At 28.3% G+C, this 24,602-nt stretch carries 26 protein-coding genes, 1 pseudogene and 1 riboswitch; of the genes and pseudogenes, 4 read left to right on the top strand and 23 right to left on the bottom strand.

Features of this window, described 5'->3' with window-relative positions:
• The 21 genes and pseudogenes from HNP65_RS08000 to HNP65_RS07900 form a co-directional block, all read right to left on the bottom strand.
• Window positions 1-401, bottom strand: a pseudogene (locus tag HNP65_RS08000) (methyl-accepting chemotaxis protein); the annotation flags it as partial.
• Window positions 398-1,882, bottom strand: coding sequence for a histidine ammonia-lyase (gene hutH / locus HNP65_RS07995; protein WP_184619735.1), 1,485 nt, complete (start codon window positions 1,880-1,882; stop codon window positions 398-400). The gene hutH and the pseudogene HNP65_RS08000, both read right to left, overlap by 4 nt.
• Before the next feature lie 18 nt (window positions 1,883-1,900).
• Entirely contained in the window at window positions 1,901-2,419 is a 519-nt protein-coding gene (locus HNP65_RS07990; protein ID WP_184619734.1) for a cob(I)yrinic acid a,c-diamide adenosyltransferase, read from the bottom strand.
• Complete coding sequence (locus HNP65_RS07985) at window positions 2,416-3,174, bottom strand: hypothetical protein (protein WP_184619733.1); 759 nt, start codon at window positions 3,172-3,174, stop codon at window positions 2,416-2,418. The genes HNP65_RS07990 and HNP65_RS07985 overlap by 4 nt, the downstream gene beginning before the upstream one ends.
• A 2-nt stretch (window positions 3,175-3,176) precedes the next feature.
• A complete protein-coding gene (locus tag HNP65_RS07980) occupies window positions 3,177-3,914 on the bottom strand; it encodes a hypothetical protein (RefSeq protein WP_184619732.1) in 738 nt (245 codons plus the stop codon).
• Window positions 3,911-4,429 carry a GNAT family N-acetyltransferase gene (locus HNP65_RS07975; protein WP_184619731.1) on the bottom strand — a complete coding sequence of 173 codons (519 nt, stop codon included), beginning with the start codon at window positions 4,427-4,429 and terminating at the stop codon, window positions 3,911-3,913. The genes HNP65_RS07980 and HNP65_RS07975 overlap by 4 nt, the downstream gene beginning before the upstream one ends.
• Complete coding sequence (locus tag HNP65_RS07970) at window positions 4,416-5,267, bottom strand: metallophosphoesterase family protein (RefSeq protein WP_184619730.1); 852 nt, start codon at window positions 5,265-5,267, stop codon at window positions 4,416-4,418. Before HNP65_RS07970 ends, HNP65_RS07975 begins: the two co-directional genes overlap by 14 nt.
• The gene (locus HNP65_RS07965) at window positions 5,268-5,513 is read right to left on the bottom strand and encodes a DUF4911 domain-containing protein (RefSeq protein ID WP_232617999.1); all 246 of its coding nucleotides are present in this window, start codon (window positions 5,511-5,513) and stop codon (window positions 5,268-5,270) included.
• The gene (locus HNP65_RS07960) at window positions 5,506-5,991 is read right to left on the bottom strand and encodes a metal-dependent transcriptional regulator (RefSeq protein ID WP_184619729.1); all 486 of its coding nucleotides are present in this window, start codon (window positions 5,989-5,991) and stop codon (window positions 5,506-5,508) included. The genes HNP65_RS07965 and HNP65_RS07960 overlap by 8 nt, the downstream gene beginning before the upstream one ends.
• A 54-nt stretch (window positions 5,992-6,045) precedes the next feature.
• Window positions 6,046-7,077 (bottom strand): M42 family metallopeptidase, encoded by a 1,032-nt coding sequence (locus HNP65_RS07955; RefSeq protein WP_184619728.1) that lies wholly within the window; start codon window positions 7,075-7,077, stop codon window positions 6,046-6,048.
• Complete coding sequence (locus HNP65_RS07950; protein WP_184619727.1) at window positions 7,078-7,731, bottom strand: Na(+)/H(+) antiporter subunit B; 654 nt, start codon at window positions 7,729-7,731, stop codon at window positions 7,078-7,080. It abuts the gene before it with no gap.
• Window positions 7,728-7,985, bottom strand: a complete 258-nt coding sequence (locus HNP65_RS07945) for a monovalent cation/H(+) antiporter subunit G (protein WP_126993501.1) — start codon at window positions 7,983-7,985, stop codon at window positions 7,728-7,730. Before HNP65_RS07945 ends, HNP65_RS07950 begins: the two co-directional genes overlap by 4 nt.
• Entirely contained in the window at window positions 7,982-8,221 is a 240-nt protein-coding gene (locus HNP65_RS09970; RefSeq protein ID WP_184619726.1) for a monovalent cation/H+ antiporter complex subunit F, read from the bottom strand. The genes HNP65_RS07945 and HNP65_RS09970 overlap by 4 nt, the downstream gene beginning before the upstream one ends.
• 4 nt (window positions 8,222-8,225) lie before the next feature.
• Window positions 8,226-8,570, bottom strand: a complete 345-nt coding sequence (locus tag HNP65_RS07935) for a hypothetical protein (RefSeq protein ID WP_184619725.1) — start codon at window positions 8,568-8,570, stop codon at window positions 8,226-8,228.
• Window positions 8,558-9,526, bottom strand: coding sequence for an NAD(P)H-dependent glycerol-3-phosphate dehydrogenase (locus tag HNP65_RS07930; protein WP_184619724.1), 969 nt, complete (start codon window positions 9,524-9,526; stop codon window positions 8,558-8,560). The genes HNP65_RS07935 and HNP65_RS07930 overlap by 13 nt, the downstream gene beginning before the upstream one ends.
• Window positions 9,523-10,452 (bottom strand): tRNA (guanosine(46)-N7)-methyltransferase TrmB, encoded by a 930-nt coding sequence (gene trmB, locus HNP65_RS07925; protein ID WP_184619723.1) that lies wholly within the window; start codon window positions 10,450-10,452, stop codon window positions 9,523-9,525. The genes HNP65_RS07930 and trmB overlap by 4 nt, the downstream gene beginning before the upstream one ends.
• The gene (locus HNP65_RS07920; protein WP_184619722.1) at window positions 10,449-11,576 is read right to left on the bottom strand and encodes a tetratricopeptide repeat protein; all 1,128 of its coding nucleotides are present in this window, start codon (window positions 11,574-11,576) and stop codon (window positions 10,449-10,451) included. The genes trmB and HNP65_RS07920 overlap by 4 nt, the downstream gene beginning before the upstream one ends.
• Window positions 11,573-13,081, bottom strand: coding sequence for an NAD(P)H-hydrate dehydratase (locus tag HNP65_RS07915; RefSeq protein ID WP_184619721.1), 1,509 nt, complete (start codon window positions 13,079-13,081; stop codon window positions 11,573-11,575). The genes HNP65_RS07920 and HNP65_RS07915 overlap by 4 nt, the downstream gene beginning before the upstream one ends.
• A complete protein-coding gene (locus HNP65_RS07910) occupies window positions 13,062-13,550 on the bottom strand; it encodes a lytic transglycosylase domain-containing protein (RefSeq protein WP_343043474.1) in 489 nt (162 codons plus the stop codon). The genes HNP65_RS07915 and HNP65_RS07910 overlap by 20 nt, the downstream gene beginning before the upstream one ends.
• A gap of 1 nt (window position 13,551) precedes the next feature.
• Window positions 13,552-14,250, bottom strand: a complete 699-nt coding sequence (locus tag HNP65_RS07905; protein ID WP_184619719.1) for a prepilin peptidase — start codon at window positions 14,248-14,250, stop codon at window positions 13,552-13,554.
• Window positions 14,235-15,299, bottom strand: a complete 1,065-nt coding sequence (locus HNP65_RS07900) for a tetratricopeptide repeat protein (RefSeq protein WP_184619718.1) — start codon at window positions 15,297-15,299, stop codon at window positions 14,235-14,237. Before HNP65_RS07900 ends, HNP65_RS07905 begins: the two co-directional genes overlap by 16 nt.
• Window positions 15,300-15,465: 166 nt before the next feature.
• Here HNP65_RS07900 and HNP65_RS07895 point away from each other — a divergent pair, with 166 nt between their 5' ends.
• The 3 genes from HNP65_RS07895 (at window position 15,466) to HNP65_RS07885 (ending at window position 20,415) form a co-directional block, all read left to right on the top strand.
• Window positions 15,466-16,827 carry a Do family serine endopeptidase gene (locus tag HNP65_RS07895; RefSeq protein WP_184619717.1) on the top strand — a complete coding sequence of 454 codons (1,362 nt, stop codon included), beginning with the start codon at window positions 15,466-15,468 and terminating at the stop codon, window positions 16,825-16,827.
• A 159-nt stretch (window positions 16,828-16,986) separates the two neighbouring features.
• Complete coding sequence (locus tag HNP65_RS07890; RefSeq protein WP_184619716.1) at window positions 16,987-19,479, top strand: glycogen/starch/alpha-glucan phosphorylase; 2,493 nt, start codon at window positions 16,987-16,989, stop codon at window positions 19,477-19,479.
• A gap of 75 nt (window positions 19,480-19,554) precedes the next feature.
• Window positions 19,555-20,415 carry a VIT1/CCC1 transporter family protein gene (locus HNP65_RS07885; RefSeq protein WP_184619715.1) on the top strand — a complete coding sequence of 287 codons (861 nt, stop codon included), beginning with the start codon at window positions 19,555-19,557 and terminating at the stop codon, window positions 20,413-20,415.
• Here the strand turns inward: HNP65_RS07885 and HNP65_RS07880 are convergent.
• Both HNP65_RS07880 and HNP65_RS07875 read right to left on the bottom strand, forming a co-directional pair.
• Window positions 20,412-21,959, bottom strand: coding sequence for an ABC transporter permease (locus tag HNP65_RS07880; RefSeq protein WP_184619714.1), 1,548 nt, complete (start codon window positions 21,957-21,959; stop codon window positions 20,412-20,414). The two genes, HNP65_RS07885 and HNP65_RS07880, sit on opposite strands and share 4 nt — an antisense overlap.
• The gene (locus tag HNP65_RS07875; RefSeq protein ID WP_184619713.1) at window positions 21,932-22,909 is read right to left on the bottom strand and encodes a thiamine ABC transporter substrate-binding protein; all 978 of its coding nucleotides are present in this window, start codon (window positions 22,907-22,909) and stop codon (window positions 21,932-21,934) included. Before HNP65_RS07875 ends, HNP65_RS07880 begins: the two co-directional genes overlap by 28 nt.
• Window positions 22,910-22,950: 41 nt before the next feature.
• Window positions 22,951-23,061: riboswitch (TPP riboswitch) on the bottom strand.
• Between the two features lie 217 nt (window positions 23,062-23,278).
• Between HNP65_RS07875 and ffh the strand changes: the two genes are divergently transcribed.
• Window positions 23,279-24,586 carry a signal recognition particle protein gene (ffh, locus tag HNP65_RS07870; protein WP_184619750.1) on the top strand — a complete coding sequence of 436 codons (1,308 nt, stop codon included), beginning with the start codon at window positions 23,279-23,281 and terminating at the stop codon, window positions 24,584-24,586.
• Window positions 24,587-24,602: the final 16 nt, after the last annotated feature.

The following is a 24,602-nucleotide window of genomic DNA, read 5'->3' as shown; positions in this document are numbered from 1 at the left end:
TTGCTAAATTTATCACTAATATCAGGTGTAATTTCTCCTGTGTCATCAAAGGTTGTGCCATCGCTTAATATTAGGTATGTCCCTAGATAGCCTTCAGATTTAAGTGTAGCATTAGTGTTCATAAGTCCCCATTCAATTTGTTTTTTTCCTAATTCAGATTTTGTATCCATAAGGTATGGTGAAAGTGACCCCCCAGTAGCGTATTTATATAGGGGATCAATGATAGTTTTAAGGCCAGCTTGGATGTCTTTTGAGATAGAAGTTAAAACAAGGTGATTAATTTTTTGTGCACCTTGTGAGACATTTTTAAAAGAAAGGTAAGAAGATATTGTTACGCTAGTAACAGTTGCAAGAATTGAAACAAGAACAAGCGCTAGAATTAATTTTGCCTGTAATTTCATTGCAGCACCTCCTTAATAATAATATTTTTTACATTTACAAAATCATCACCAAAATACCTGTCTCCGTTTATTTTGATAAAGTCAAATTTTTGAAAAAATTCTTCAATACTTTTAGAAGATTTTAATGGTTTTCTAAATTCAAGTGCAACTTTTACAAGCATTGCTTCAATTGTAACTAAGTCAATTATATTGAAGAATATTTTTCTAAGTTTTCTTGCTGCAGTTGCCCCCATACTTACATGATCTTCTTGATAAGCAGATGTTGGTATAGTATCAGCAGAAGCTGGGTGCGATAAGACTTTGTTTTCATTGCATATTGCTGCTGCAGTATATTGCCAAATCATGTATCCAGAATTTAACCCTTCTTTCCCAGAAGCTAAAAATGGTGGTAGGTTTTGGTTTATTAATGGATTTACTAATCTATCAATTCTTCGTTCAATCATGTTTCCAAGATCGGTTAAGGCAATTGAAAGAAAATCTGATACTAATGCAACTGGCTCTCCATGGAAATTTCCACCACTAATAACATCATTGTCAAACACCAAAGGATTATCAGTTGCAGCATTTATTTCGTTTTCTGCAACTTTTTTTGCGTATATTAACGTATCATATACTGCTCCATATACTTGTGGAATTGCTCTTAATGTATAGGCATCTTGAACTTTGTTACAATTTTTGTGAGATTCTCTTATTTGACTGCCGTTTAAGTAATTTCTTAGTAAACTTGCAATGTATATTTGTCCATCATGATTTCTTGCTTTTTGTAATCTTTCATCATAAGCCACTGGAGTGCCAAGTAGAACGTCTACGCATGCTGCAGCTATTAATGTGGCTATATCTAGAAGTTTTAGTGCATCTCTGATTGTTAAGGCAAGAATCGAAGTAATGTATTGAGTTCCGTTTAAAAGACTTAATCCTTCCTTTTCTTTTAACTTTATTGGGTTAATATTTAATTCACTAAGCACCTTTTTCGTTGGTTCTTTCTTTCCGTTATAAATAACATATCCTTCTCCAATAAGTGCCATAGCAATATGAGATAAAGGTGCAAGATCGCCACTAGCACCGACACTACCTTTGTCAGGAACATATGGATAAACTTTTTTATTTAAAAATTCAATTAGTTTTTCTATTACTTCAACTCTTACTCCAGAAAAACCTTTGGCAAGAGAGTTAGCTCTTAGAAGCATCATAGCTCTAACAATATCTTCATCTAAAGGATCACCAATTCCAGCTGAATGCGATAATACTATATTTTTTTGTAGTTCATCTAATTCTTTTTCCGAGATTTTAACATTTACAAGTGCACCGAAACCTGTGTTAATACCGTAAACAGTTTTTCCACTCGATAAAATTTTTTCAATTGTATTTCTTGATTCAGTTATTTTATTTTTAGCAGATATATCTAAATCTACTTTTTCAAAATTGCGAGCAACATTATGGACATCATCTAATCTTAGATTATTACCGTCTATTTTAATCATTTTTTGCTTCCTCCTTTTTCATTTATGGGCAGAATAGGGGGTTATATTATCTTTTTCAATGTATCTTGCCATTATGTAGAGTAAATCAGAAATTCTGTTAATGTAAGCTATCAATTCTTTCCTTACATTTTCCCTTTTTGAAAGTGAAACGATTCTTCTTTCAGCACGTCTTGCAATGGTTCTACATATGTCTAGAATACTACTTTCTTTAGTTGTACCAGGCAATACAAAAGAATTTAGGTTTACCTTTTTTTCATATTCTTCAACTAGCTTTGTTATTTTTTCTTCATCTTCTTTCGAAATTAGGTTTATAAATTTTTCACCTTTGGCAAGTTCGGTTGCAACTCTAAAAAGATCTTTTTGAATATTTTCAATTATTTCTTTTTCTTTTTTGTTTAGAAAATGTTTTGCATAACCTAAATATGAATTAAGTTCATCAACTGTTCCATATGCCTCAACATGTAAATCATCTTTATATACTGTTTCGTTATTTGCGAGTTTTGTTTTTCCATTATCACCTTGCTTTGTAGAAATCATTGTTGCACCTCCTCTGATATAATGCTTTTTAATGTAGTTATTTCATTAAATAATTTGTTTATAAATAGTTCATCTTTTAATACTAGTTCTTTTAAAGTGTCTTGTGGCAAGAACGTGAAAATATTTTTAACGTTTTCACAAGTTTTCTTTGAAATCCTGTTTAAAAAAGTAGGAGTTAGTTTTGAATTCATTTTTACAAAATTATTCCAAAAATCCAAGAAAAGATTGAAATCAGGTTGATAGGTTATTTTATATATCATTGTTGAACCTTTTGATTCTAAGAGATAATTGTATTTTTTTGATAAATCAAGCAATTTAATAAAGATAAATAAGTCAAGTATTTTTTCAGAGTTTTTATAGGAAAAAATTTCAGGATTATCTATTAGAAAATTTGTGTTTAGAGAAATTATTAATTCAATTGAAGAAATTGAATTTTCATATCTTAAAAAATTATTATTTTCGTTAATTTTTAGTTCTAATGCTTTTTTTGCGATAAAGTTCCGTATAAAAAATATTTCAGAATTTTCTTTAGTTAATTTTTGAAAATTATCAAAATCAACCTCAGTGTCTATTTCATACACGTTCATATGTATATTTAATAATTTTTCATTTTTAACAAGATTAAAATTAGGGTTATATAGGGATATATAGTTATAAAAATCTACAAAAAAATTGTTGTTTGATCTTATTATGATTGGCACAACAAACTCAATTAATTCGTTTTTGGAAAACGTTGAATCAATAAATATTTCCAATTTTAATCCTCCTTAAGTATTTTCTTTAATTCTTTTATCTCTTCTTTTAAGGTTTCATTATGTTCACAATTTTTAATTATATTTTTGAGAATTTTTATAGATCTTGAGAATTTTTTGATATTTTTGTTCAAGCTTTTTTCCATTTCTCTGTTGTGAAAAAAGAAAAAGTAAAATATAAGTATTGAAATTGGTATGAATACAAAGTACAATGTTAAATATTTTTTTGGATATAAAACGTAAACAATTGAATAACAGCCATTTGATAATTTAATTTTTTTGAATAACACTTTTTTTCCATTAAAGTAAGTTACATTTTTTACAACTTCTGGGAATACTTCATGCAAATTTTTAAATTCATATCCTTCATTTATAATTTTTTCATTTGTAGAAATATAGAATAGAAAAGTTGAATTTATTCCAGGAACTTTATATAAATTATTTTTAGTTATATAAAAAAGCTCATCTTTATTATTTAAAGTAAGGATGTTAAATCCTTCATTAAGATTTTTGTATTCATACAAAGAACCTCCAAAATAAATTTTATTATCAACAACATATCCATCTGGTTTCTTAACGGAAATATATTCTTTAACCAGCTGATTATAGCTTTTAAATTCATTTTCAGCAATTTTCTTTGAAAAATTGAGTTCTTTAAGAGAGTTGAAATAGTCAATTTTAAATAAAAAATATGGAAACAATAAAAAAAATGTTGTAAGGAGTATTGCTACGAGTTTTTTCATTTAAAATCCCTCAACTTTGCCATTATAATAAGATCAACAAATGAATCATCAAAACGAACAGCCATTTTCTTTCTACCTTCTATTTTATATCCTAGTGAAATATAAAGATTTAAAGCAGCTCTATTATTTTCCATAACTTCTATTTGAATTCTTTTCACATTTTTATCAAAAGCCCATTTTTCAGCTGTTTGTATTAATTTTCTTCCAATACCATTACCGCGATATTCTTTCAAAACTGAAATACCAAATTCTGCAACATGTCTCATTCTTTTTTTATCGTGAATTAAAATTGTAATTTCACCAACTATAGTATTATCTTTTTTTGCTACAAATATATTTCGTAGATCGTTTTCAATGTAAAAATGAATATAATTTTTAAAAGAATTAAAATCCATTAAATCATCTAAGGTAGTTACTAAAAATGGTGTTTCAGACAATATGTTTTTCCTGTATTCATATAGGTTAAAAATATCACTTTTAGAAATTTCTTCAATTAATAATTCAGTATTGGACATTGAATTCCTCCAATAGTTCACCATTGTACTTATATGATTTTACAGTAATAAATTTGTTATTAAATTCAAGAATAATAAAATTGTGAACTTTTGAAAAAAAGGTTAAATTTTCATTGTTAAGTACTTTATTATAGGTGGCAGCTCCACCCCCACCAGTAATTATATAATGAAAATTATTAACAACAAAGTGCTGATAATTATGTTCATGAGCAGAAATTACCAGTTTAACATTTTTGTTTAAAAATATTTCGTGTAGAATTTTTAATTTTTTTACAATGGAGTCTTTATAATGTGGGCCAACCGTAAAGATGGGATAATGAAGGAATACTATAGATTTTTCGTTAGCATAATTTTTAATAAATTCTAAACATTCATTTATTCCAGATTCAGCATCTAAAAATATAAACCTATAACCAAAAAAATCTGAATAATAGTTTTTAACTCCAAAAATTTTATCAAAATAATCACTTGGATTTTCGTGATTGCCTTTTACTACTTGAAAGTATGAACATTTTCTTAAATCATAAGTTATTTCAAAAAATTTTTCCCAGTCATTTATATTATCACCTTTGTTTACCATATCGCCTAAATGGATAACAACGTGTGGATTAAATTTTAAAATTTGAGATACAATTTCGGAGTGAATCTTATCTCCCCATCTTGAATCTCCATATATTGCTACAACGGATGAATCATTCAACGAAAAGTTGAAATTTTCATCATAGTTTTTAACGATTATTTTATTATTAAAATTGAAATATAAAATTTTATTAGTTTCTGGAAAAATTAATATAGAAAAAGTAATTAGGAGAAGAATGACATATTTTTTAAAAGTCATTTATCCTGCACTTCCAGAATTTTCTTTTATTTCAATAATTTCAAACTTGATCTTTTCTTTTAAACTATTTAGAATTTTCATAACTTCATCTAATAGTGAAGAGGTGGTTATTATACGTAATATTTGATTTTCATATTTTCTAATATTTGCTAAATTGTCTTCTGATTCTAAAATATAGCTTAAAAGATGAACATCTTCCTTATCAATTTTTAATAAAACATCTAATTCTTTTTCCAATTTATTCACCTTCCTTATTAAGGAATGGACAATTATCGGTTATTTTTCCTTTGCTTAGATATTCTTTAAAGTGTTTAATAAAAAGTGGTTTTTCTTGTGGACATTCATTTATAAATTTTGCAAATAGTAAAAATTTTGAAGCAGCTTCTTCATCCATATCAAAATAAATTTTCAAGCATGAATTCCATGCTTTTTCTGGAGCTATTCCTAAAATTTCAACTAAGAATTTTTGAACAGCTCTAATGTTTTTATTTTCCATAATTGCAATTTTTTTCCCTTCATCAGTTAAAGTAATTGCTCCTCTTTTTTCATAATAAATCAGCCCTTTTTCAGCTAGGGAATCTAGTGCCTGCTTTGCTGAGGGCATTTTTACACCAGCAAAGTCAGCAATTTTTTTTAATCTTGTCCATCCCATTGAATTTAGAGTCAAAAAAACCATAAGAAGGTATTTTCTTTCTGCTTTTGTTAAATTATATTCTACTGACAAATTATCTACCTCCATAAGTTAACTTTCTACTATTCAATTATACCATATACTAAATTAGTCAATTTCAAGATACTTTTGTAAAAGCTTTAGTGTAGCTTCAATAGCCTCAATATGAGTTCTCTCATAACCATGTGAAGCATAAATTCCGGGACCAACAAGTCCATGTTTTATATCGTGTCCAGCCCTTAAAGCAGCACTAACATCAGAACTATAATAAGGATAAATATCAACTGTATAATTTACTTCAGCAAACTTTGCAGCTTTTATTAATTTTCCAACAATTTCATAATCATATGGGCCACTGGAATCTTTGGCACAAATTGATGCAGAGTAAACATTTGATTCAAGATCACTGCCAACTGCTCCCATGTCTACAGCTATAACCTCAGTAACATCTTCGGGAATATTTGCTGCTCCACCATGGCCAACTTCTTCATAACTTGTGAAAAGCATGTAAACTCTTCTCTTTGGTTCAATTACAAAATCGCGTATTGACTTTGCAAGTGCTATTAATATACCTGCGCTTGCTTTATCATCAAGATGCCTACTCTTAATAAAGCCTGTTTTTGTTACCACAGTTCTGGGATCAAAGGCTACAAAGTCTCCTGGCATAATTCCAAGTTCGATAACATCTTCTTTTGTATAAACTTTCTGATCTAAAACAATTTCCATATTTTCTTCATTTCTTTTTATTGTTCCACTATCCTCATACACATGAACTGATGGATGAATATTATAAATTGTACCGGTAAATTCTTTACCATCTCTTGTGAAAATAGTACAATTTTCATTTTCAATATGACTGAAAGGATAACCACCAATTCTTGTAATTTTAAGTGTCCCTTTATTTGTTATGGATCTTACCATTGCACCTAAAGTATCTACATGAGCAGTAAACATGATTGCATTACTATCACCATGTCCAAGGTCAACTAACAAGTTGTTTTTGTTAGTTAGGTAGTATTTAAAACCAAGATTTTTAAATTCCTCAATTAAGTATTTTATAGCTTTATAGGTGTAACCAGTAGGACTTGGTATATTGCAAAGTTCTACAATCTTGTTAACAGTTTCTTGAACGTATGTCATTCAAATCCCTCCTAATTTGTATTTTTTAAGTTTTTCATTTATATATTGAGAATTATAAAATGAAGAAAATTCTTCAAAGAGTGTTGTATCTTTGTCAGAGAATTTAAAATATAAAGAAGCGTTTTTTATTTTTTTTACTTTTGAATAATCTATGTTTGAAGATTTTGTTATTTCAAAATATGTAAATTCTCTATCTTTGTATTTATAAATAGGTATTTCTAGAATTTTAAAATCACCTTCATAAGAAATTGCAATGTCAACTTCTCCAGAAAAGAGTAATTTGTCGACTTTAGAAATAGATTCTTCACAAATGAATTCAATTTTATGGTTATATTTTTTAGCAAAATCTTTAAGTATTTCTGGGATCAAACCAACAGGTATATTTTGATGATTTTCACAGAGTATTGGTATTTCGACGATTACAACTTTTATTTTTGAATGGATTTTGAATGTTAAAAGGTATACAAAAGTTGATAAAAGAGCACCTAACATTGCTTCGGCTAGTGCTACATCTGGTGCAAGATATAATGTATAAATTGCAACCATTAAAACACTAAGAATTGTTCTATATAAAAAAGAGTTAAAAGTTTTATTTGAGAAAAATATAGAGATTGTTACAAAAATTGCAGTCATTCCAAAAATATACCTTATCATAGCTTTTTTTCCTTTCTTATAATGGAAATGGAAATAAAATAACTTGAAGCAGGGAGACCTACTATTAAAATTAAAATTGTAGATATTATTTTTGGTATTTCATAATTTTTTGTTAATAACCCAATCAATATTAAAATAGCTCCAGAAGTATCGCCGGCACCAATATAGTGGATTTTTTTAAGAATGTTTTTTTGAAAAAAAGCCAAAAAATTTCCAATAAGCATTATTAAAGTACCAAGGTATATAATTATCATAAATCACTCCTGGAAATGAAAGATGATATAACAAAGGTTCCACCGATGGAGAGCAAAAGATAAAAAATACCAATATCTATTAACATTGGCTGTTCTTTAATGTAAGAGTATAATATAATAAGAATTGATACTTTGGTTTGTATTGTAAGTAAAGGTACTAATTTATAATAAATATCTTTTTCTTTTAAAACAGAAATAATTGAAAAAATAATAGAAACAAATATTATATATATCACATTCTCACCTATCTAGTTTATGAATATATAAGAAGTTATTATCATGATCAAAAACAATTGTTTTAGGTGTAAGTGTAATTGTTAAAATTTTAATTAACATTTGAAAATCATCAGTGTACTTTTCCGACTCAATTAATTCCTTTTTTAAGATAGGAAGCATCATTGTTTCATATAAAGCTTTTGGAATGTTAATGCCTAGTTTATAAAAAACTTTTAGAAAATTAAATTTTCCAGGGTTAATAATGATATAAATAAGAATGCTTATAATAATTGAAATATGATAGTTTTCTAGACCAAAGAAAGTTGATAAAAATAAAAAACCAATTAATATATTTATTATATGAGCCATTCTTTTTTTAAAGGCCTCCTCATGAGTTCAACCATAGAATATTTAGGATTTTTGTTATTATATAATATTTCGTAAACTTCATTTGCAATTGGCATTTCAATGTTTTTTTTCTTTGCAATTTCAACAACGGCTTTTACTGTGTAAATTCCTTCGGCAATCATTTTGTTATTTTTTATTAGTTCGTTTAAAGTAGTTCCTTTTGCTATTAGTTCTCCAAACATTCTATTTCTACTGTGGCTACTATTACATGTTACCATTAAGTCACCAACGCCTGGGAGCCCAAAAAACGTTTTTTCATCTGCTCCAAATATTTTTCCAAATTTAATCATTTCATGAAGCGCTCTTGTCATTAAAGCAGCTTTGGAATTATCCCATCCACCTAGCCCGTCTAATATTCCTGCAGCAATAGCCATTACATTTTTAAGTGCACCTGCTATTTCAACTCCAGTTATATCTTCTGACGTATAAACTCTAAAATAATCATTACTAATTAGAGATTGAAAGAGTTTTGCATTACTTCCTGAAACTGTAACTGCCGTTGGTATTTTATTTGCTACTTCTTCAGCATGAGATGGCCCCGAAAGTATTGAATATGGGGTATTCGTGAACTCTTCAATAATTTCTGAAACTCTTTTCAAAGTTTTATTTTCAATCCCTTTTGAAAGATTTAAAATCCCTTTAATATTCCATACTTTAATGTTTTTAATCACGTCTCTAATAAATTGAACAGGAATAGCTATAACTAGAAACTCTGAAAACTCGATGATTTCATTTAAATCATTTGTTGCTTTAAAATTTAGTTTGACATTGGGTAAATAAGAATTCTTAGAGTAATTATTTATTTCATCTACAACTTCTTTTCTTCTAGCCCAAACAAGCACATCATGGCCATTTTCAACTAATAAATTTGCAAATGCACAACCCCAACTTCCAGCACCAAGTATTCCGAATTTCACTGAAGCACCCCCATAATTTTTTTTACAGACCATTTAACTGCAGGAGTTCTATATGGATTTGATTCACTATCTAGTTTTATTACCCAATTTTCATTATCTTTTTGATAGAGCACTAAGAAATAGTGTTGTGAAAAATCACCGTCAGAAGAAATAACTTTAAATATATGAGAGTTAGAATCTAATTCTTTATATATATTTTTTATCACAAAAACTTTATTATTTTCTTTGAATACTCTACCTTTAAGTAGTTTTATTTTTTCTTCGTTTATTTTTCCAGATGCATGTGGCATTTCGTTAACACCTCCGATTAATCTATTAACCTTTACGTCTTTTATTTTTTTAACTACAAGTTTGAATATATCTCTATTGAATTTTATCCATTTTTTTTCATAACGAGTTAAAAATTCACGTTTAGGATTTTTTTCAATGTCAAATACTTCAAAGCATCCTGAATTTTTTGCATTTTCAAAAGCTTCTTTTGCATACCATTCTTGGTCGGTTAAAAGTTCAAATTCTCCATTTTCAATCAGAACATCTGCTAAAGTTTCAAAAAAATCTTGAATTATAATTCGTCTATGTGCCTGTGAGTTTTTATACCATGGAACTGGAAAGTTCATAATAACCTTTTCTATTGAATTGGTATCAAAGAATTCTCTTAATCCAAATCTTGCATCACATAATATTAATTTTGCATTTGTTGCATTGTTTCTTTTTAATTTTCTTTGAGCCTTTACTATAGAAGTAATTGAAAGTTCAAATCCAATATAATTTATATTTTTATGTTTTTGAGTATAATATGCTGCAAATTCTCCATTGCCAAATCCAAGTTCAACATGAAGTGGGTTATTATTACCAAATATTTTTTTCCATTGTAATGGAAATTCTTCATAAAATTGAGGTTTTAACTCGTACTCAGGATAAATCATTTCAACCCTCCTAAGATCTTTATAAAATATTCTGCATGTTTTTTGTAAGTACTATTTGGGAATCTTTCAATAAAATCATTAAATAAAAGATAGGAATTTTCAAAATCTCCCATTTCATAGTAAATTAAAGCTCTATAATAATAAGCATCATCAATAAAATATAAATAATTAAGATTATTTGATAACGCTTTATCAATGATAGTTTCTAGGATATTTTTAGCCATAAGGTAGTTCTTTTGTTTATAGTATTGATATGCTATTAACCACATAAATCTTAAAGTTTCATTTGAATTAGGATCAAATTTTTCAAATAAGGTGATCTGGTTATTTTCATTTTTTAATGGAGAACTAGTCGATATTTTAGTGGACATATAATTTAGTTGTGCTTTTAGTTTTTCAATTTCGTTTTTTAGTTCTTCAAAGTAATTGTTAATGATTGAACTATTGTCTTTTTCTAGCATTTTTTGGTTACTTTCAACTAAAGAAGAAGTGTTCTTGAAAATCTCATTTGCTATATTATTTAGTTTTGAGAGTTCACTTTTAATATTGTAATAGTTTGATGTAATGTTTGATTCTATATTATTTATTGAATTTTTGATAGAAAAAAATACAGGATTAAATAATGAAATAATTGTAAAAATTAATGTTACTACCAAAAGGCTCATAAAAATAATACTAAAATTGGAAGAATTAGATTTTTCTTCTTTAAGAAAATAATTGTTTTTTTCAAATTTTGAAAGCAAATCTTTTAAATATTGCTCATTTGATTTATTTTTTTCTTTAGTGGCTTTTTCAAGTTCAAAAATTATGAGTTGAGATATTTCTGGGATTTCACTTTTTATTTCATCATAGTTAATATTATCATCGATTGATGAGTAAATTTTGTTTAACAATTCTTCTAAATTTAGATTTTCAAGATTTTCAATATTATAAAGTGATTTTAGATCTGAATGAGAAAGATTTTTAAAAATTTCGAGTGCTTCTTCAAAATTTTTAATAAATAGATTGTATTCGAATTTTAAGAAAGGGTATTCAGCTTCAATTATATCAATGATATTTTTAGCAAGTTCAAATTGCCTATCTTTAAGTAGTTTTCTTACAAATTTTATTAAGTTATAATTCATTCTTTCACCTCCGATATGGCCTTTGGGATATTATTTAAAATTTCGCTTATTAGGTTGTAACCTTCGTATTCATAAATCTCAGAAGCAATTCCAAGAATATAAACTGCTGCTAAACTACTTTCCAAAACATTACCGCTTTGCGCCAAAAAACCTCCAATTAGCCCACTAAGTATATCGCCACTTCCGCCTTTTGAAAGTGATGTGTTTCCCGTTACATTGAAAAATATTTTTTCTCCATCAGAAATAATTGTAGTAACATCTTTTAAAACTAGCAAAAGATTATATTTTTCAGCAGTTTCTTTGACAAGCTTATAATTGTATTTTACAGAATCTAAATCAAGTTCTAAAAATTTTGATAATTCACCAGGGTGTGGAGTAATAACTATATTCTTTTTTTCAGAAAGTATATTCTTATGCTTTCTTAATAAATATATTGCATCTGCATCAATAACAACAGGAGAATTTATATTTTTTAATAATTTTACAATAAATTCTTCCGTAGAAGGATTTCTACCTATACCAGGACCTATTACAACCGAAGTTTTTTCATCAATATATGGAAGAATTAAGTTAATATGAGATTTATCAAAATAATCTTTACTAATTGTTATAGGTATAATTCCAAGTTCGTGATTTAAAGCAACAGCAGCTGATTTTTCTGTAGAGAAAAGCATGATTTTTCCAGCACCTGATCTAATAGCTGCTATTGAGCTAAGAACAGGTGCGCCAATATAATCTTTTGAACCTCCGATAATAACAATTTTGCCATATGTTCCTTTATTACTTTCTTTTAATCTTTTTGGGATGTTGAAATGTTCTTTAGTTAGTAAAATTTTATCGCATGGGTTCAAATCTTGAAGTACTTTTGGTATGCCTATTTTAGCAACTTTAAGTTTTCCGGAAAATTCCCTTCCTGGAAATAAAATATGGCCAATTTTTGGAAATTCAAAAGTTACCGTTAGATCACTCCTAATTGCTGTACCTAAAATTTTACCTGTATCAGCTGAAATTCCTGAAGGAATGTCGACAGAGACGGTATAGTTTGAGTATAGGTTTATAAAATTAATAATTTCCGCATATATTCCTTCTACATTTTTCGAAAGTCCTACACCAAAAATGGCGTCTATAATAATGTCAGAACTTTTTATTATATCAACAACTTCTAGTATGTTATCATTCTTTAATTTAGTTACTTCTCCACCAAGGCTTTTAAATATATTTAAATTTGTTGTAGCCTCTGAAGTAAGTTTTTCAGAAATTAATATTACTTTAACTGCTTCTGTATAGTTTAATAATTCTCTTGCTATAACTAGACCATCTCCACCATTATTTCCGGGGCCACAAAATACAGCATAACTATATTTTTCGAGGTTTTTAAATTCATTCCACATTACTTCAATTGTTGAAATACCCGCTCGTTCCATTAAAATTAAACTATTTATTCCGAAGTCTTTTATTGCTCTCTCGTCTAACATTTTAATTTCATTACTTGTTACTAGTCTCATAAATATCACTCCTATATAGGAATTTGTATAAAAAATAAGCTTTCATTACTTTGTTGTAATAATTTGAACCAGCTGTTTTTACAATTTCATTTGAAGCATTAGGTCCGGTATTATAATAACTAATTGTTTTTTGTAAATCTTTAGTAATATTATAAAGATATTCCAAATATGTTATCCCTAATAAGATATTATCTTTTGGAACTTTTAAATTGTAATTTGTATTAAATTTATTGTTGATCCATTCAGCGGTCGAAGGTAGAACTTGCATTAATCCGTAGGCACCGACATTTGAAATAGCATTAGTTTTAAAACTACTTTCTACTTTAATAATACTCAAAATTAATAATTTATCGAAACTACTATTTGGTATTAGTTCAATATACTTTAAAGGGTATAACTCGTATAAATAGAATATACAAGTTATTATAAGAAGAGAAATTAATAAGATGAAAAATCTCAAATTATTCACCTCAGTAATATTTTAACATAAAAAAATATAGAAAATATCCTGAAATTGAAATAAAAGGCCCAAATGGAATGATTTTATTCTTTTTAATAATGGCATAAATTAAAGCTGAAATTGATGAAAATAGCAATAAATAGATACTTAAAGGAGGGATTAAGAGAAATGAAAATGGTGCAATTAGATATATATCTCCTTCCCCTAGGCCTTCTTTGTATATTTTTTTTATTACTAAAAAAATAATCATTATTGTAATTAAAGAAAGAGTTTTAAGATACCATAATTCATATCTTAGTAATAAGTCTATAATACTTACTGTCCATATTAAAATCCATGAAAAATCAGGTATCATCATTATTGAAAAATCAATGAATATGGCTGGAATTATAGCAAATACAATAATATTTAACAATATTGCTTCTGTATAATTAAAAAGAATACTATGAATTAGGAAAAGAACTCCAACAATGCATTCAACAAAAAAATACCTAAAAGGAATTTTTGAACCACAATATCTGCATTTTCCTCTAAGTAAAAGATAACTTAACAATGGAACATTATCATACCATTTTAATTGATGTTTGCAGATAGGGCAAAAAGAACGTGGAGGATCATAAATTTTAATACCCTCCACGCTTCTATAAATAATTACATTTAAAAAACTACCTAAAATTATTCCTAAGAGAAAATTTAAAAAATACCACAAAGTTCTTTCTCCTTTTTTGTTAGATATTTATCAAAGATTTCCTTTTTACCAAACAAATACCAAAAATCATTTTGTTTGAGTTCTTCATAATATTTTCTTGCCTCTTCTATTTTTCCCAATTTTATGTAAGGAACAACTAATAATGCTTTTAGATGAAGTGAATCAACTGTGTTATCAATCATTGGTTCAATTACTTCTACAATTTCATCATATTTATTATACTTCATCTTTATTTTAGCCCATATTTCAATTCCATTTGGATCAATTGGTTTTGCATTAAGTATTTCTTTTTCAACTGTTTCAGCTTCTTTAGTTTTGCCCATTTCTCTGTAAATTTGAGATAATTCATACATCGCAATAATGTTATTATTGTCAATTTCTAAAAGTTTATTTAGAATATTTGCAGCTTTTTCATAATTTTTCATTCTTGTATATGCATCTGCAATCATGAAATAAGTGAATATGTCATTTGGAGAATATTCAATTTCTTTAAGCCAATAGCTGATAGCTTTTTCATAATCTCCTTGGTTATAGTAAACTTCACCTAATGTTGAATATGATTGTACGAGCCAAGGATCTATTTCAACAGCCCTGTTAAGAAATTTTATTCCTTCTTCAATATTTCCTAATTCGATATGTATGCTTCCTAGAAAATCATAAGCCGGGGCAAAATTTTTGTCAACCTTAATAGCAAATTCTAAGATATTTTTAGCATCACCAAGTAGATCCTTATCAGCATATTCTATAGATAATTCATAAAGCCCATCAACAGTTGCATGCTGAAAAAGTTCAGGTGTTATGTTTTTTTCATTGAAGAAAGAAACAAGCTCAGACCAAATTATTGGTGAATAAAATGAATCATTCAAGATGGTTATGTTTTTCTCTATAAATTCTAGGTTTTCGATCTCGTTTAAAAATGCTTTGTCATTAAAATCTTTTTTCATATTATACCAATCTCCACCATAAAACAAATCTCTCAACATAATATACAATGGTGATTCATCGGTTATTGTAACAATTTTATCTTTTACCATCATTTCAACCTTCATAATTATCACCTCCGAATAATTGTTACCTTACATTTACATTATAACATAATATGTAAAAATTGAAAACAATATTTTAGAACTTAAAAGTGATATTTAAAGTCAAATAGTTCAGAAATTGTAAATAATCGTTGAAAAATCGATATTATAGAAAGTGGAGGTGATATTTGTGAAGAAGTTTTCTGTTATGCTTATTTTAGGTTTTTTTTCATTAATGATTTTTTCGTATGTAAATCCTGATTATGTCAGCCCAGTTACAAAGGTAGTTGAAGAAGCTGCACCGGCAGTTGTTAAAGTTGAGGCAACAGTTTATTCAACCTCATATATTGATCCATTTATTGAAGATTTCTTTAAAAGGTGGTTTGGCGATATTCCAAAACAATATCAACAAAAAGGAACAAGTCTAGGCTCGGGTTTTATATTTGATAAAGAAGGGTATATTTTAACGAATTTCCATGTTGTTGACGGTGCTGAGGAAATTAAAGTGAGTTTGTTGGATGGAACAGAATATAAAGCTGAATATATTGGTGGAGATAAAGAATTAGATATAGCTGTTTTAAAAATTGATCCCAAAGATAGGGATTTACCAGTTCTAGAATTTGGGGACTCTGATAAAATAAAAATTGGAGAATGGGCAATTGCTATAGGGAATCCATTAGGGTTTCAACATACAGTAACTTTGGGTGTAGTTTCAGCTGTTGGTAGAAAAATACCAAAGCCGGATAATTCAGGTTATTATACAAATTTAATCCAGACTGATGCTGCAATTAATCCTGGTAATAGTGGAGGTCCATTGTTGAATATACATGGTCAAGTAATAGGTATAAATACTGCAATTATTGCACCTTCTGAAGCGATGAATATAGGTTTTGCAATTCCAATTAATACAGCAAAAAGATTTATTGATAGCATTATAAAAACAGGTAAAGTTGAAAAAGCATATCTTGGTGTGTATATGCAAACAGTGACTGATGAATTAAAGAAGGCTTTAGGATTAAAAGTTAGTAAAGGTGTTTACATAGCACAAGTTGTTAAAAATTCTCCAGCAGAAAAAGCCGGTTTGAAAGAGGGAGATGTTATACTAGAAGTTGAGAATATGTCAGTATCTTCTGCAGGTGAACTTGCATCTATTATTCACAATTATACCCCGGGCTCAAAAATAAAAATAAAAATTGATAGAAGGGGCAAGGAAATTGAGCTTGAAGTCATTTTAGGTAGAGTCGAGGAAAGCTTTGAAGAAGAGGTAGAAGCCCAGGAATTTGCAGGGATTATTGTAAAAGATATTGACAGGGCTGATAGAGAAAAGTATCAGATACCCGAGGAAGTAAATGGTGTAATTGTAGTAAAAAGTAAAAATGGATTCATAAAAGAAGGATATGTAATTTACAAAATGGCTATAAGTGGAAAAACATACAAGATTGAAAATATAAATGACTGGAATAATACAATAAAAAATGTTAAAAAAGGAGATTATGTTGCTTTCTTCTATTATTATAAAGGAGCTACAGGTATCTTTTCATTCGGATACTAATTTTTTCAATAAACCGGCTTTTTAGCCGGTTTTTTTGTTTTATTTGAAAAATGTAATTAAAATCTTCTTTTTTCTTGACATTTTGTGATAATAATTATAAAATTGTAGTAGTTTTTGGTAAAAATATATTGGAAACGATTCCGAATGGAGGTATATAAGATGGACGTTTCAAAAAAATTAAAAGATGAGAAATACAGAACTTCAAAAAAGGTAAAGGATTTAAAAGAAAATTTTATTGATCATCTCAATTTAACTCTAGGGAAAGATTTTAAAAATGCAACGATGTGGGATAAGTTTTTTGCATTATCTTTGGTAGTCAAAGATAGGGTTTTGGAAAGATGGTTAAAAACTCAGAAAAAATATTATGAATCGAATGATGTTAAAAGGGTATATTATTTATCTATTGAATTCCTTATGGGACGTCTTTTATACAATAATATTTTAAATTTAAAAATTGATAAAGAAATAAAAAAAGCAATGGATGAAATTGGACTTAGTCTTGATGAGCTTTCTGAAATTGAGCCTGATGCAGGCCTTGGGAATGGTGGTCTTGGAAGATTAGCTGCTTGCTTTTTAGATTCAATTGCTACTTTATCATATCCAGGATACGGATATGGTATTAGATATGAATATGGTATCTTTAAGCAACTAATAAAGGATGGATTTCAAGTCGAGGTTCCTGATGACTGGCTAAAAAACGGAAATCCATGGGAGATAGAGAGAAAAGATAGAGCAGTTAAAGTAAAATTCTTTGGTAGAACTGAAAGTTATAAGGATAAAGAAGGAAATACTCGATTTAGATGGGTAGATACATATGATGTAATAGCTCTTCCGTATGATACTCCTGTTGTTGGATATGGTAATGACGTTGCAAATACATTAAGATTATGGTCTGCTAAGCCAATTACTGAGTTTGATTTTGATAATTTCCAAAAAGGAAATTACGTAAAAGCTGTTGAGTCTCAAGCAATAGCTGGTGCAATTTCAAAAGTGTTGTATCCTAATGATGCATTTTATGCAGGAAGAGAGTTGAGGTTAAAACAAGAATATTTCTTTGTTTCAGCTTCAATTCAAGATATCATTAGAAGATTTAAGGCTCAATTTGGCAATAATTTTGACATTTTCCCTGAAAAGAATGTAATCCAGCTTAATGATACCCACCCAGCATTGGCAATTCCAGAGTTAATGAGAATACTTGTAGATGAAGAATTCTTACCCTGGGAGAAAGCTTGGGAAATAACAACAAAAACTTTTGCTTATACCAATCATACTGTTATGCCTGAAGCATTGGAAAAATGGGAAGTTCATCTTTTAGAAAGATTGCTACCAAGACATTTGGAAATTATGTATGAAATTAATGCAAGATTTTTAGATAATGTTTCAAAGTATTATCCTGGAAATGTTGAGAAGATTAGAAATGTTTCAATTTTTGAAGAAGGTCATGTTAAACAAGCGAGAATGGCTAATTTGTCTGTAGTTGGATCATTTTCAGTAAATGGTGTTTCAAAACTTCATACTGATATATTAAAAGAACGTGTATTTAAAGATTTTTATGATATATGGCCAGAAAAGTTTAATAATAAAACTAACGGTATTACTCAAAGGCGTTGGCTATTACAAAGTAATCCTGAACTTTCAAGGTTGATTACTGATACGATTGGTGATGAATGGATTGTTAATTTAGATCATCTTAAAAATTTAGAGAAATATGCAGACGATAAAGTTTTTTTGAATGAATTTTATAAAGTTAAACAGAATAATAAAATTAGATTATCAAATTATATTAAGAAGGAATTGAATATTGATGTAGATCCTGACTCTATTTTTGATGTTCAAGTCAAAAGACTCCATGAATATAAAAGGCAATTATTGAATGTAATGCACATAATTTATTTATACCAAACGTTAAAAGAAAATCCTGAGCAAGATATATATCCACGAACGTTTATTTTTGGAGCAAAAGCAGCCCCAGGGTATAGAATGGCAAAATTAATTATAAAATTAATAAATAGTGTAGCAGATGTAATAAATAATGATAAAGAAATTGCAGATAAGATAAAAGTAGTCTTTGTGCCAAATTATAATGTATCTCTTGCAGAAATAATAATTCCAGCCGCAAATGTTAGTGAGCAAATTTCGACTGCTGGTAAAGAAGCTTCTGGAACTGGGAATATGAAGTTTGCATTGAATGGAGCGTTAACAATTGGGACTCTTGATGGAGCAAACATAGAAATAAAAGAGTGTGTTGGTGATGAAAATATATTCATTTTTGGATTGACTGCAGAACAAGTAGCTAAACTCAAGGAAAGTAGGTTGTATAATCCATATGAGATATATTTAAGAAACGAAAATATAAGAAAGATTTTAGATGCTATTAATAACGGTTATTTTAATAAAAAAGATCCGGATCTTTTTAAAGATATTTTCCAATCACTTTTGTTCGGTTTAAATGGAGCTCAAGCAGATGAATATATGCTACTTGCAGATTTTGATAGTTATAAAACGAGACATAAAGAGATTGATTTTATATACAGAGATAAGTATAGATGGAATAAAAAAGCGCTTCTGAATGTTGCAAGAGTTGGTATGTTCTCTAGTGATAGAACTATAAGAGAGTATGCTAAAGATATTTGGAAAGTTAAAAGTATATAAATATAAAATAATATTGTTGCCGAGCTATTTAGCTCGGCGTTTTTTATGCTAAAATAAATATTAGGAGGTGTTTAAATGTATAAAGAAAAGTACTTAATTCAGTTTCAGAAAAATGAGATTACAGAATATTATGTTTATAAAAAACTTGCTAGTTTTTCTAAAAATAAGAGAAATAAAAACGTTTTAATAAAAATAGCAGATGATGAATTAAAGCATTATTATTATTTTAAAAAATACACAAATAAAGAATTAAAACCAAATATTTTTAAAGTATGGTGGTATACATTCTTGTCATTTTTATTTGGCTTAACTTTTGCATTAAATGCAATGGAAAAAGGTGAAGAATCGGCACAAAAGAAGTATAAAGATTTAATTGGAAAAATAAATGAAATAAATGAAATAATTAACGATGAAAATATTCATGAAAAGGAGCTTTTATCACTAATTGATGAAGAAAAGATAAATTATATAAGCTCAATGGTATTAGGATTGAATGATGCACTTGTTGAACTTACTGGAACGCTTGCTGGATTGACTTTTGCTTTTCAAAATTCAAGAATGGTGGCATTATCTGGAATTATTACAGGAATTGCAGCATCACTTTCAATGTCAGCATCTGAATATTTATCTCAAAAAGCAGATAAGAATTCTCAAAATCCATTAAAAGCAGCTATATATACTGGAATTGCTTATATTTTAACGGTTATATTTCTTGTAATACCTTATCTTATTTTTTCAAATCCAATGATTTCTTTATCTTTTTTAATTGTAAATGCAATAGTTGTTATATTATTGTTTTCGTATTTTGTTTCTGTTGTTCAAGAAAAGACATTTAAACAATATTTTTTAGAAATGTTTTTAATTAGTTTTGGCGTAATGATTGTATCATTTATTATAGGTATTATTGCAAAGAAATTATTTAATATTGAAATTTAGTCATTTTTATTTTTGTTTCTCAAAATTTCAATTATTAAAAACAAAATTAACACTATTATAGAATAAATGGAGTTAAGAGCTCTTGCTTGAGGGATTTTCCTTGAACTAAGAAGTCTATATATTGAAATGGAGAAGGTAGAAACCGGTGGAGTAGATAATGTAATGGTTGCAGACATTTCTCCTAAAGAAAGCGTAAATGCATAAACAAAAGCGGTAAGTATATGATATTTCATTTGAGGAATTCTAATTTTGAAATTTAAAATAAATGAATTAGCTCCATCAATTAGTGCTGCTTCTTCTGAAAACTCATCTAATGTTTTCCAACCACTGGAAATAATCCCAAAAACAATAGGAAGACTTATAAGTGAGTAAATTATTGGTATTGCAATAAATTGACTTATTCCTATAGCAATATATGAAAATGCAAGTGTTACAGGTGAAATTGCTGCAGGTATTAACATTATATATTCTAGTTTTAATTTTTTTCTAATGTTATAATAAGAAGCGATGGTTGATATTAATATTGTAAGTAAAGATGCAGATATTGAAAATATTAGGGTAAAAATGATCATCGATTGAAAACTAGTTCCAATATAGCGTTTAAGATCTAAAGAAAATAGTAATTTAAAATTTTCAATCCCAAATCCACCGCCATATTTAATAAAACCAGAAAGCAGAGAGTAAATAAGAGGAATAAATATAAATATAGTTGTTAAAAATAGATAAAAATAACCCCAAATTGGGAATTTTTCTTTCAAAGATTTTCCTGATAAGAATGTGTGCTTTTCGAATGATAAAATATATGAAATGAGCGATATTGATATTATTTGGACTATCGATAAAGTAAGTGCACTTTTAAAATCAAACAAGATTTTTGTATACATATAAATAGCAACTTCGATTGTAGAATATTTTATGCCACCTAATATTAGTACAACTGAAAAGCTCGTAAATGTATATACATACGTCAAAAGAAAGGCCTTTAAAATTGATGAAAGAATTAATGGAAATTCAATTTTAAAAAAGATTAATAAATTATTTGCGCCATCTAATTTTGCAGATTCTATAATACTAGAATCTATTTTTTCCCAAGTTTCTCCAACTATGCGGATAAAAAGTGGAAAATTGTAAAAAACATGGCCGATAATTATAGCAGAAAAAGTATAAAGTAGTCGTTGGTTAAAACCAAATAACTTAAGAAATTTTGTGATTAATCCATTGTTTCCGAATGTCATTAAAAAACCTATGCTCATTGTTACTCCCGGTAAAATAAAAGGAATGGCTGACAGTATTCTAAAAGTGGATTTTAAATAATTATTCATTTTTGTTCTAGCAACGATATATGCTCCAGGAAGGCCTATAACGGTTGCTAATATAGATGAGATAAAAGCTTGATAAATAGTGAATTTGATAATATTAAAGTTATCAGAAATTGATTTGATATTTATACCACCTATCTTTATAAATAAAAAAGTAAATGGGAGGACAACTCCTCCCATTATAAATGTAATTGGAATTAGCCACCAATTACTTCTTTTGACCATTCTTTTAAAATCCTTTCTTGATTCTTATAAATATCATTTTTTATCTCAAGAACTTTTTTTATTTCAGGAACATATTTAAAAGCTTCAGGTAACTTTACATTTGTAACAGGAAGCATCCATTGATTTAAAGGAACTTTTTCTTGAAATTCATCTGAAAGTAGAAATTCTATGAATTTTTTTGCAAGTTCTACGTTTTTAGCATTTTTTACAAGTGAAGCATATTCAACTTGAACAAATGCACCTTCATCTAAAATTACTGGAACGTATTTGACGTTGCCATAGTAATAATAGCTGTATGCACCATCGGTTGCATAGCTAACCATGATATCAGCTTCGCCTGATTCTAACATTTCAAATGCTTCGTCCCATCCTGGTGTTATTGTCAGTAAATTGTCTTTAAATTTGGACCAAAAATCCAAATATTTTTCATTAAATGCCGCAATAGTCCATAGAAGAAAGCTAAGACCAGTGCTTGAAGTTCTAGGATCTTCAACAACGATTTTTCCTCTAAATTCATCTTTTAAAAGATCGTTAAAGCTTTTTGGTGGATTTTTAATTTTTTCCTTGTTATAAACAATAGCAATTGCACCAAAATCATATGGAGTGCCGTATTCATTATACAATTCTGGATATTTTAGCAAAGATAAATTTTCAGGTTTAAATTTTTGAACTAGATCATTTTCGATGGCTCTAATTAATAACGCTTGATCAAGACCAACTATTACATCAGCTTTAGGATTATTTTTTTCAAGCATAAGTCTTGAAAGCACAGTTCCAGCATCACCAAAAGATAAAAGTTCTACTTTACAACCATACTTTTTTTCAAAAATTGGAACAATTTCTTTACCAATACCAGATACAAAACTGTCATATGTATAAACGACAAGTTTTTCTACTGATAATGAAATTACTGAGATAGTTAATATTAAATAAATAAGTGCTTTTTTCATATAACCCCTCCTTTTAAAATAAAAAATTCCCTCCTTTTTGGAGGGATTTTGCATCCCATCCCTCCGCCGGTATTACCCGGTTCAGGTTCTAAGGGTCGAAGGTTTCCACCTTCCTCTCAGCCCCGGATTGTGGAGCTCCCCTTGGGATGCTTCTATTATACTATATCTTATAAAGTACATCAATAAAATATTTTCTATAATTTGTTACTATAAAGTTAACTAAAAACTATCAGTTAAGTTAAGCGACAAGTTTTGCTTAACATGATTGTTACATATAATTTTGGATAATTTTTCAATCGGCTACAAAAATTTAATTGAATTAGTAAAAAAGTATTATATACTAATGAAAGTGAAGGAAGGTGATTGGAGTTGTTTGAAGGTTTACAAGAAAAACTTTCTAAAGCTTTTAAGACGCTTTCGGGAAAAGGAAAAATCACTGAAAAAAATATAAAAGAAGCAATAAAAATGGTAAAGTTGTCATTGTTAGAAGCTGATGTAAATTACAAGGTAGTAAAGGAATTTATTGCAGAGGTAACTGAAAAAGCCACAGGTGAGGAAGTATTAAAGTCGTTAACCCCGGATCAGATGTTTATTAAAATTTTAAGAGATGAATTAATTAGGGTTATGGGAGAAAAATCCCAATTAAGTCTTGTACATTCTCCCTCTTACATTATGATGGTTGGACTTCAGGGAAGTGGTAAGACTACATCGGCGGCAAAACTTGCAAATTTGCTTAAGAAAAAAGGAAAAAAGCCATTTTTGGTTGCTGCTGATACATATAGACCTGCTGCGATAGACCAATTAATAACGTTAGGAAAGAAAATTGATGTGCCAGTTTTTTGTGGCGATCGAAAAAATCCAGTTAAAATAGTTCGTGAGGCTATAAAAGAAGTTAAAGATAGTGGATACAATGTTGTAATTTTTGATACTGCGGGGCGTTTGCATATTGATGATGAAATGATGAATGAATTGGAAGAAATAAAGGATATTCTTAATCCAGATGAAATATTGATGGTTGTGGATGCCATGGCTGGGCAAGATGCTGTAAATTCTGCAAAGATTTTTAATGAACGATTGGATGTTACAGGATATGTAGTTACAAAGATGGATGGAGATGCAAGAGGTGGCGTGATACTTTCGATAAGGTATATTACTAATAAACCAATAAAATTTATTGGAGTTGGAGAAAAGATAGAAGACTTAGAAGAGTTTCATCCTGAAAGGATTGCTAGTAGAATTTTAGGTCTTGGAGATGTTTTAAGTTTAATTGAGAAAGCTGAGCAAGAACTTGATAAAGATAAAATGCAAAGACTAGGTAAAAAGATGCTTAATGCAGAATTTACACTTGAAGATTTTCAAGAGCAATTAAAAGAGATAAAAAAGTTAGGTTCATTATCAAAAATTGTTGAGATGTTGCCAGGTAGTCCGAAAGTGGATATAAATCAGAGTGAAAAAGAATTAAAAGTAATTGAAGCAATAATTAATTCAATGACACCTGAAGAGAGAAGAAATCCAAAAATTTTAAATGCTAGCAGAAAAAAAAGAATAGCAAAAGGTAGCGGTACAAGCGTTCAAGAAGTGAATAAACTTCTTAAAAACTATGAGGAAATGAAAAAAATGATGAAGATATTTAAGAAAGGAAAATTACCATTCAATCTAAAAGGATTTAAAATTTAAAAAATTTGATGGAGGT

Source organism: Thermosipho japonicus (genome assembly GCF_014201655.1).
Taxonomy (GTDB): Bacteria; Thermotogota; Thermotogae; order Thermotogales; family Fervidobacteriaceae; genus Thermosipho; species Thermosipho japonicus.
This window is presented reverse-complemented; position numbering and strand designations above follow the sequence as displayed.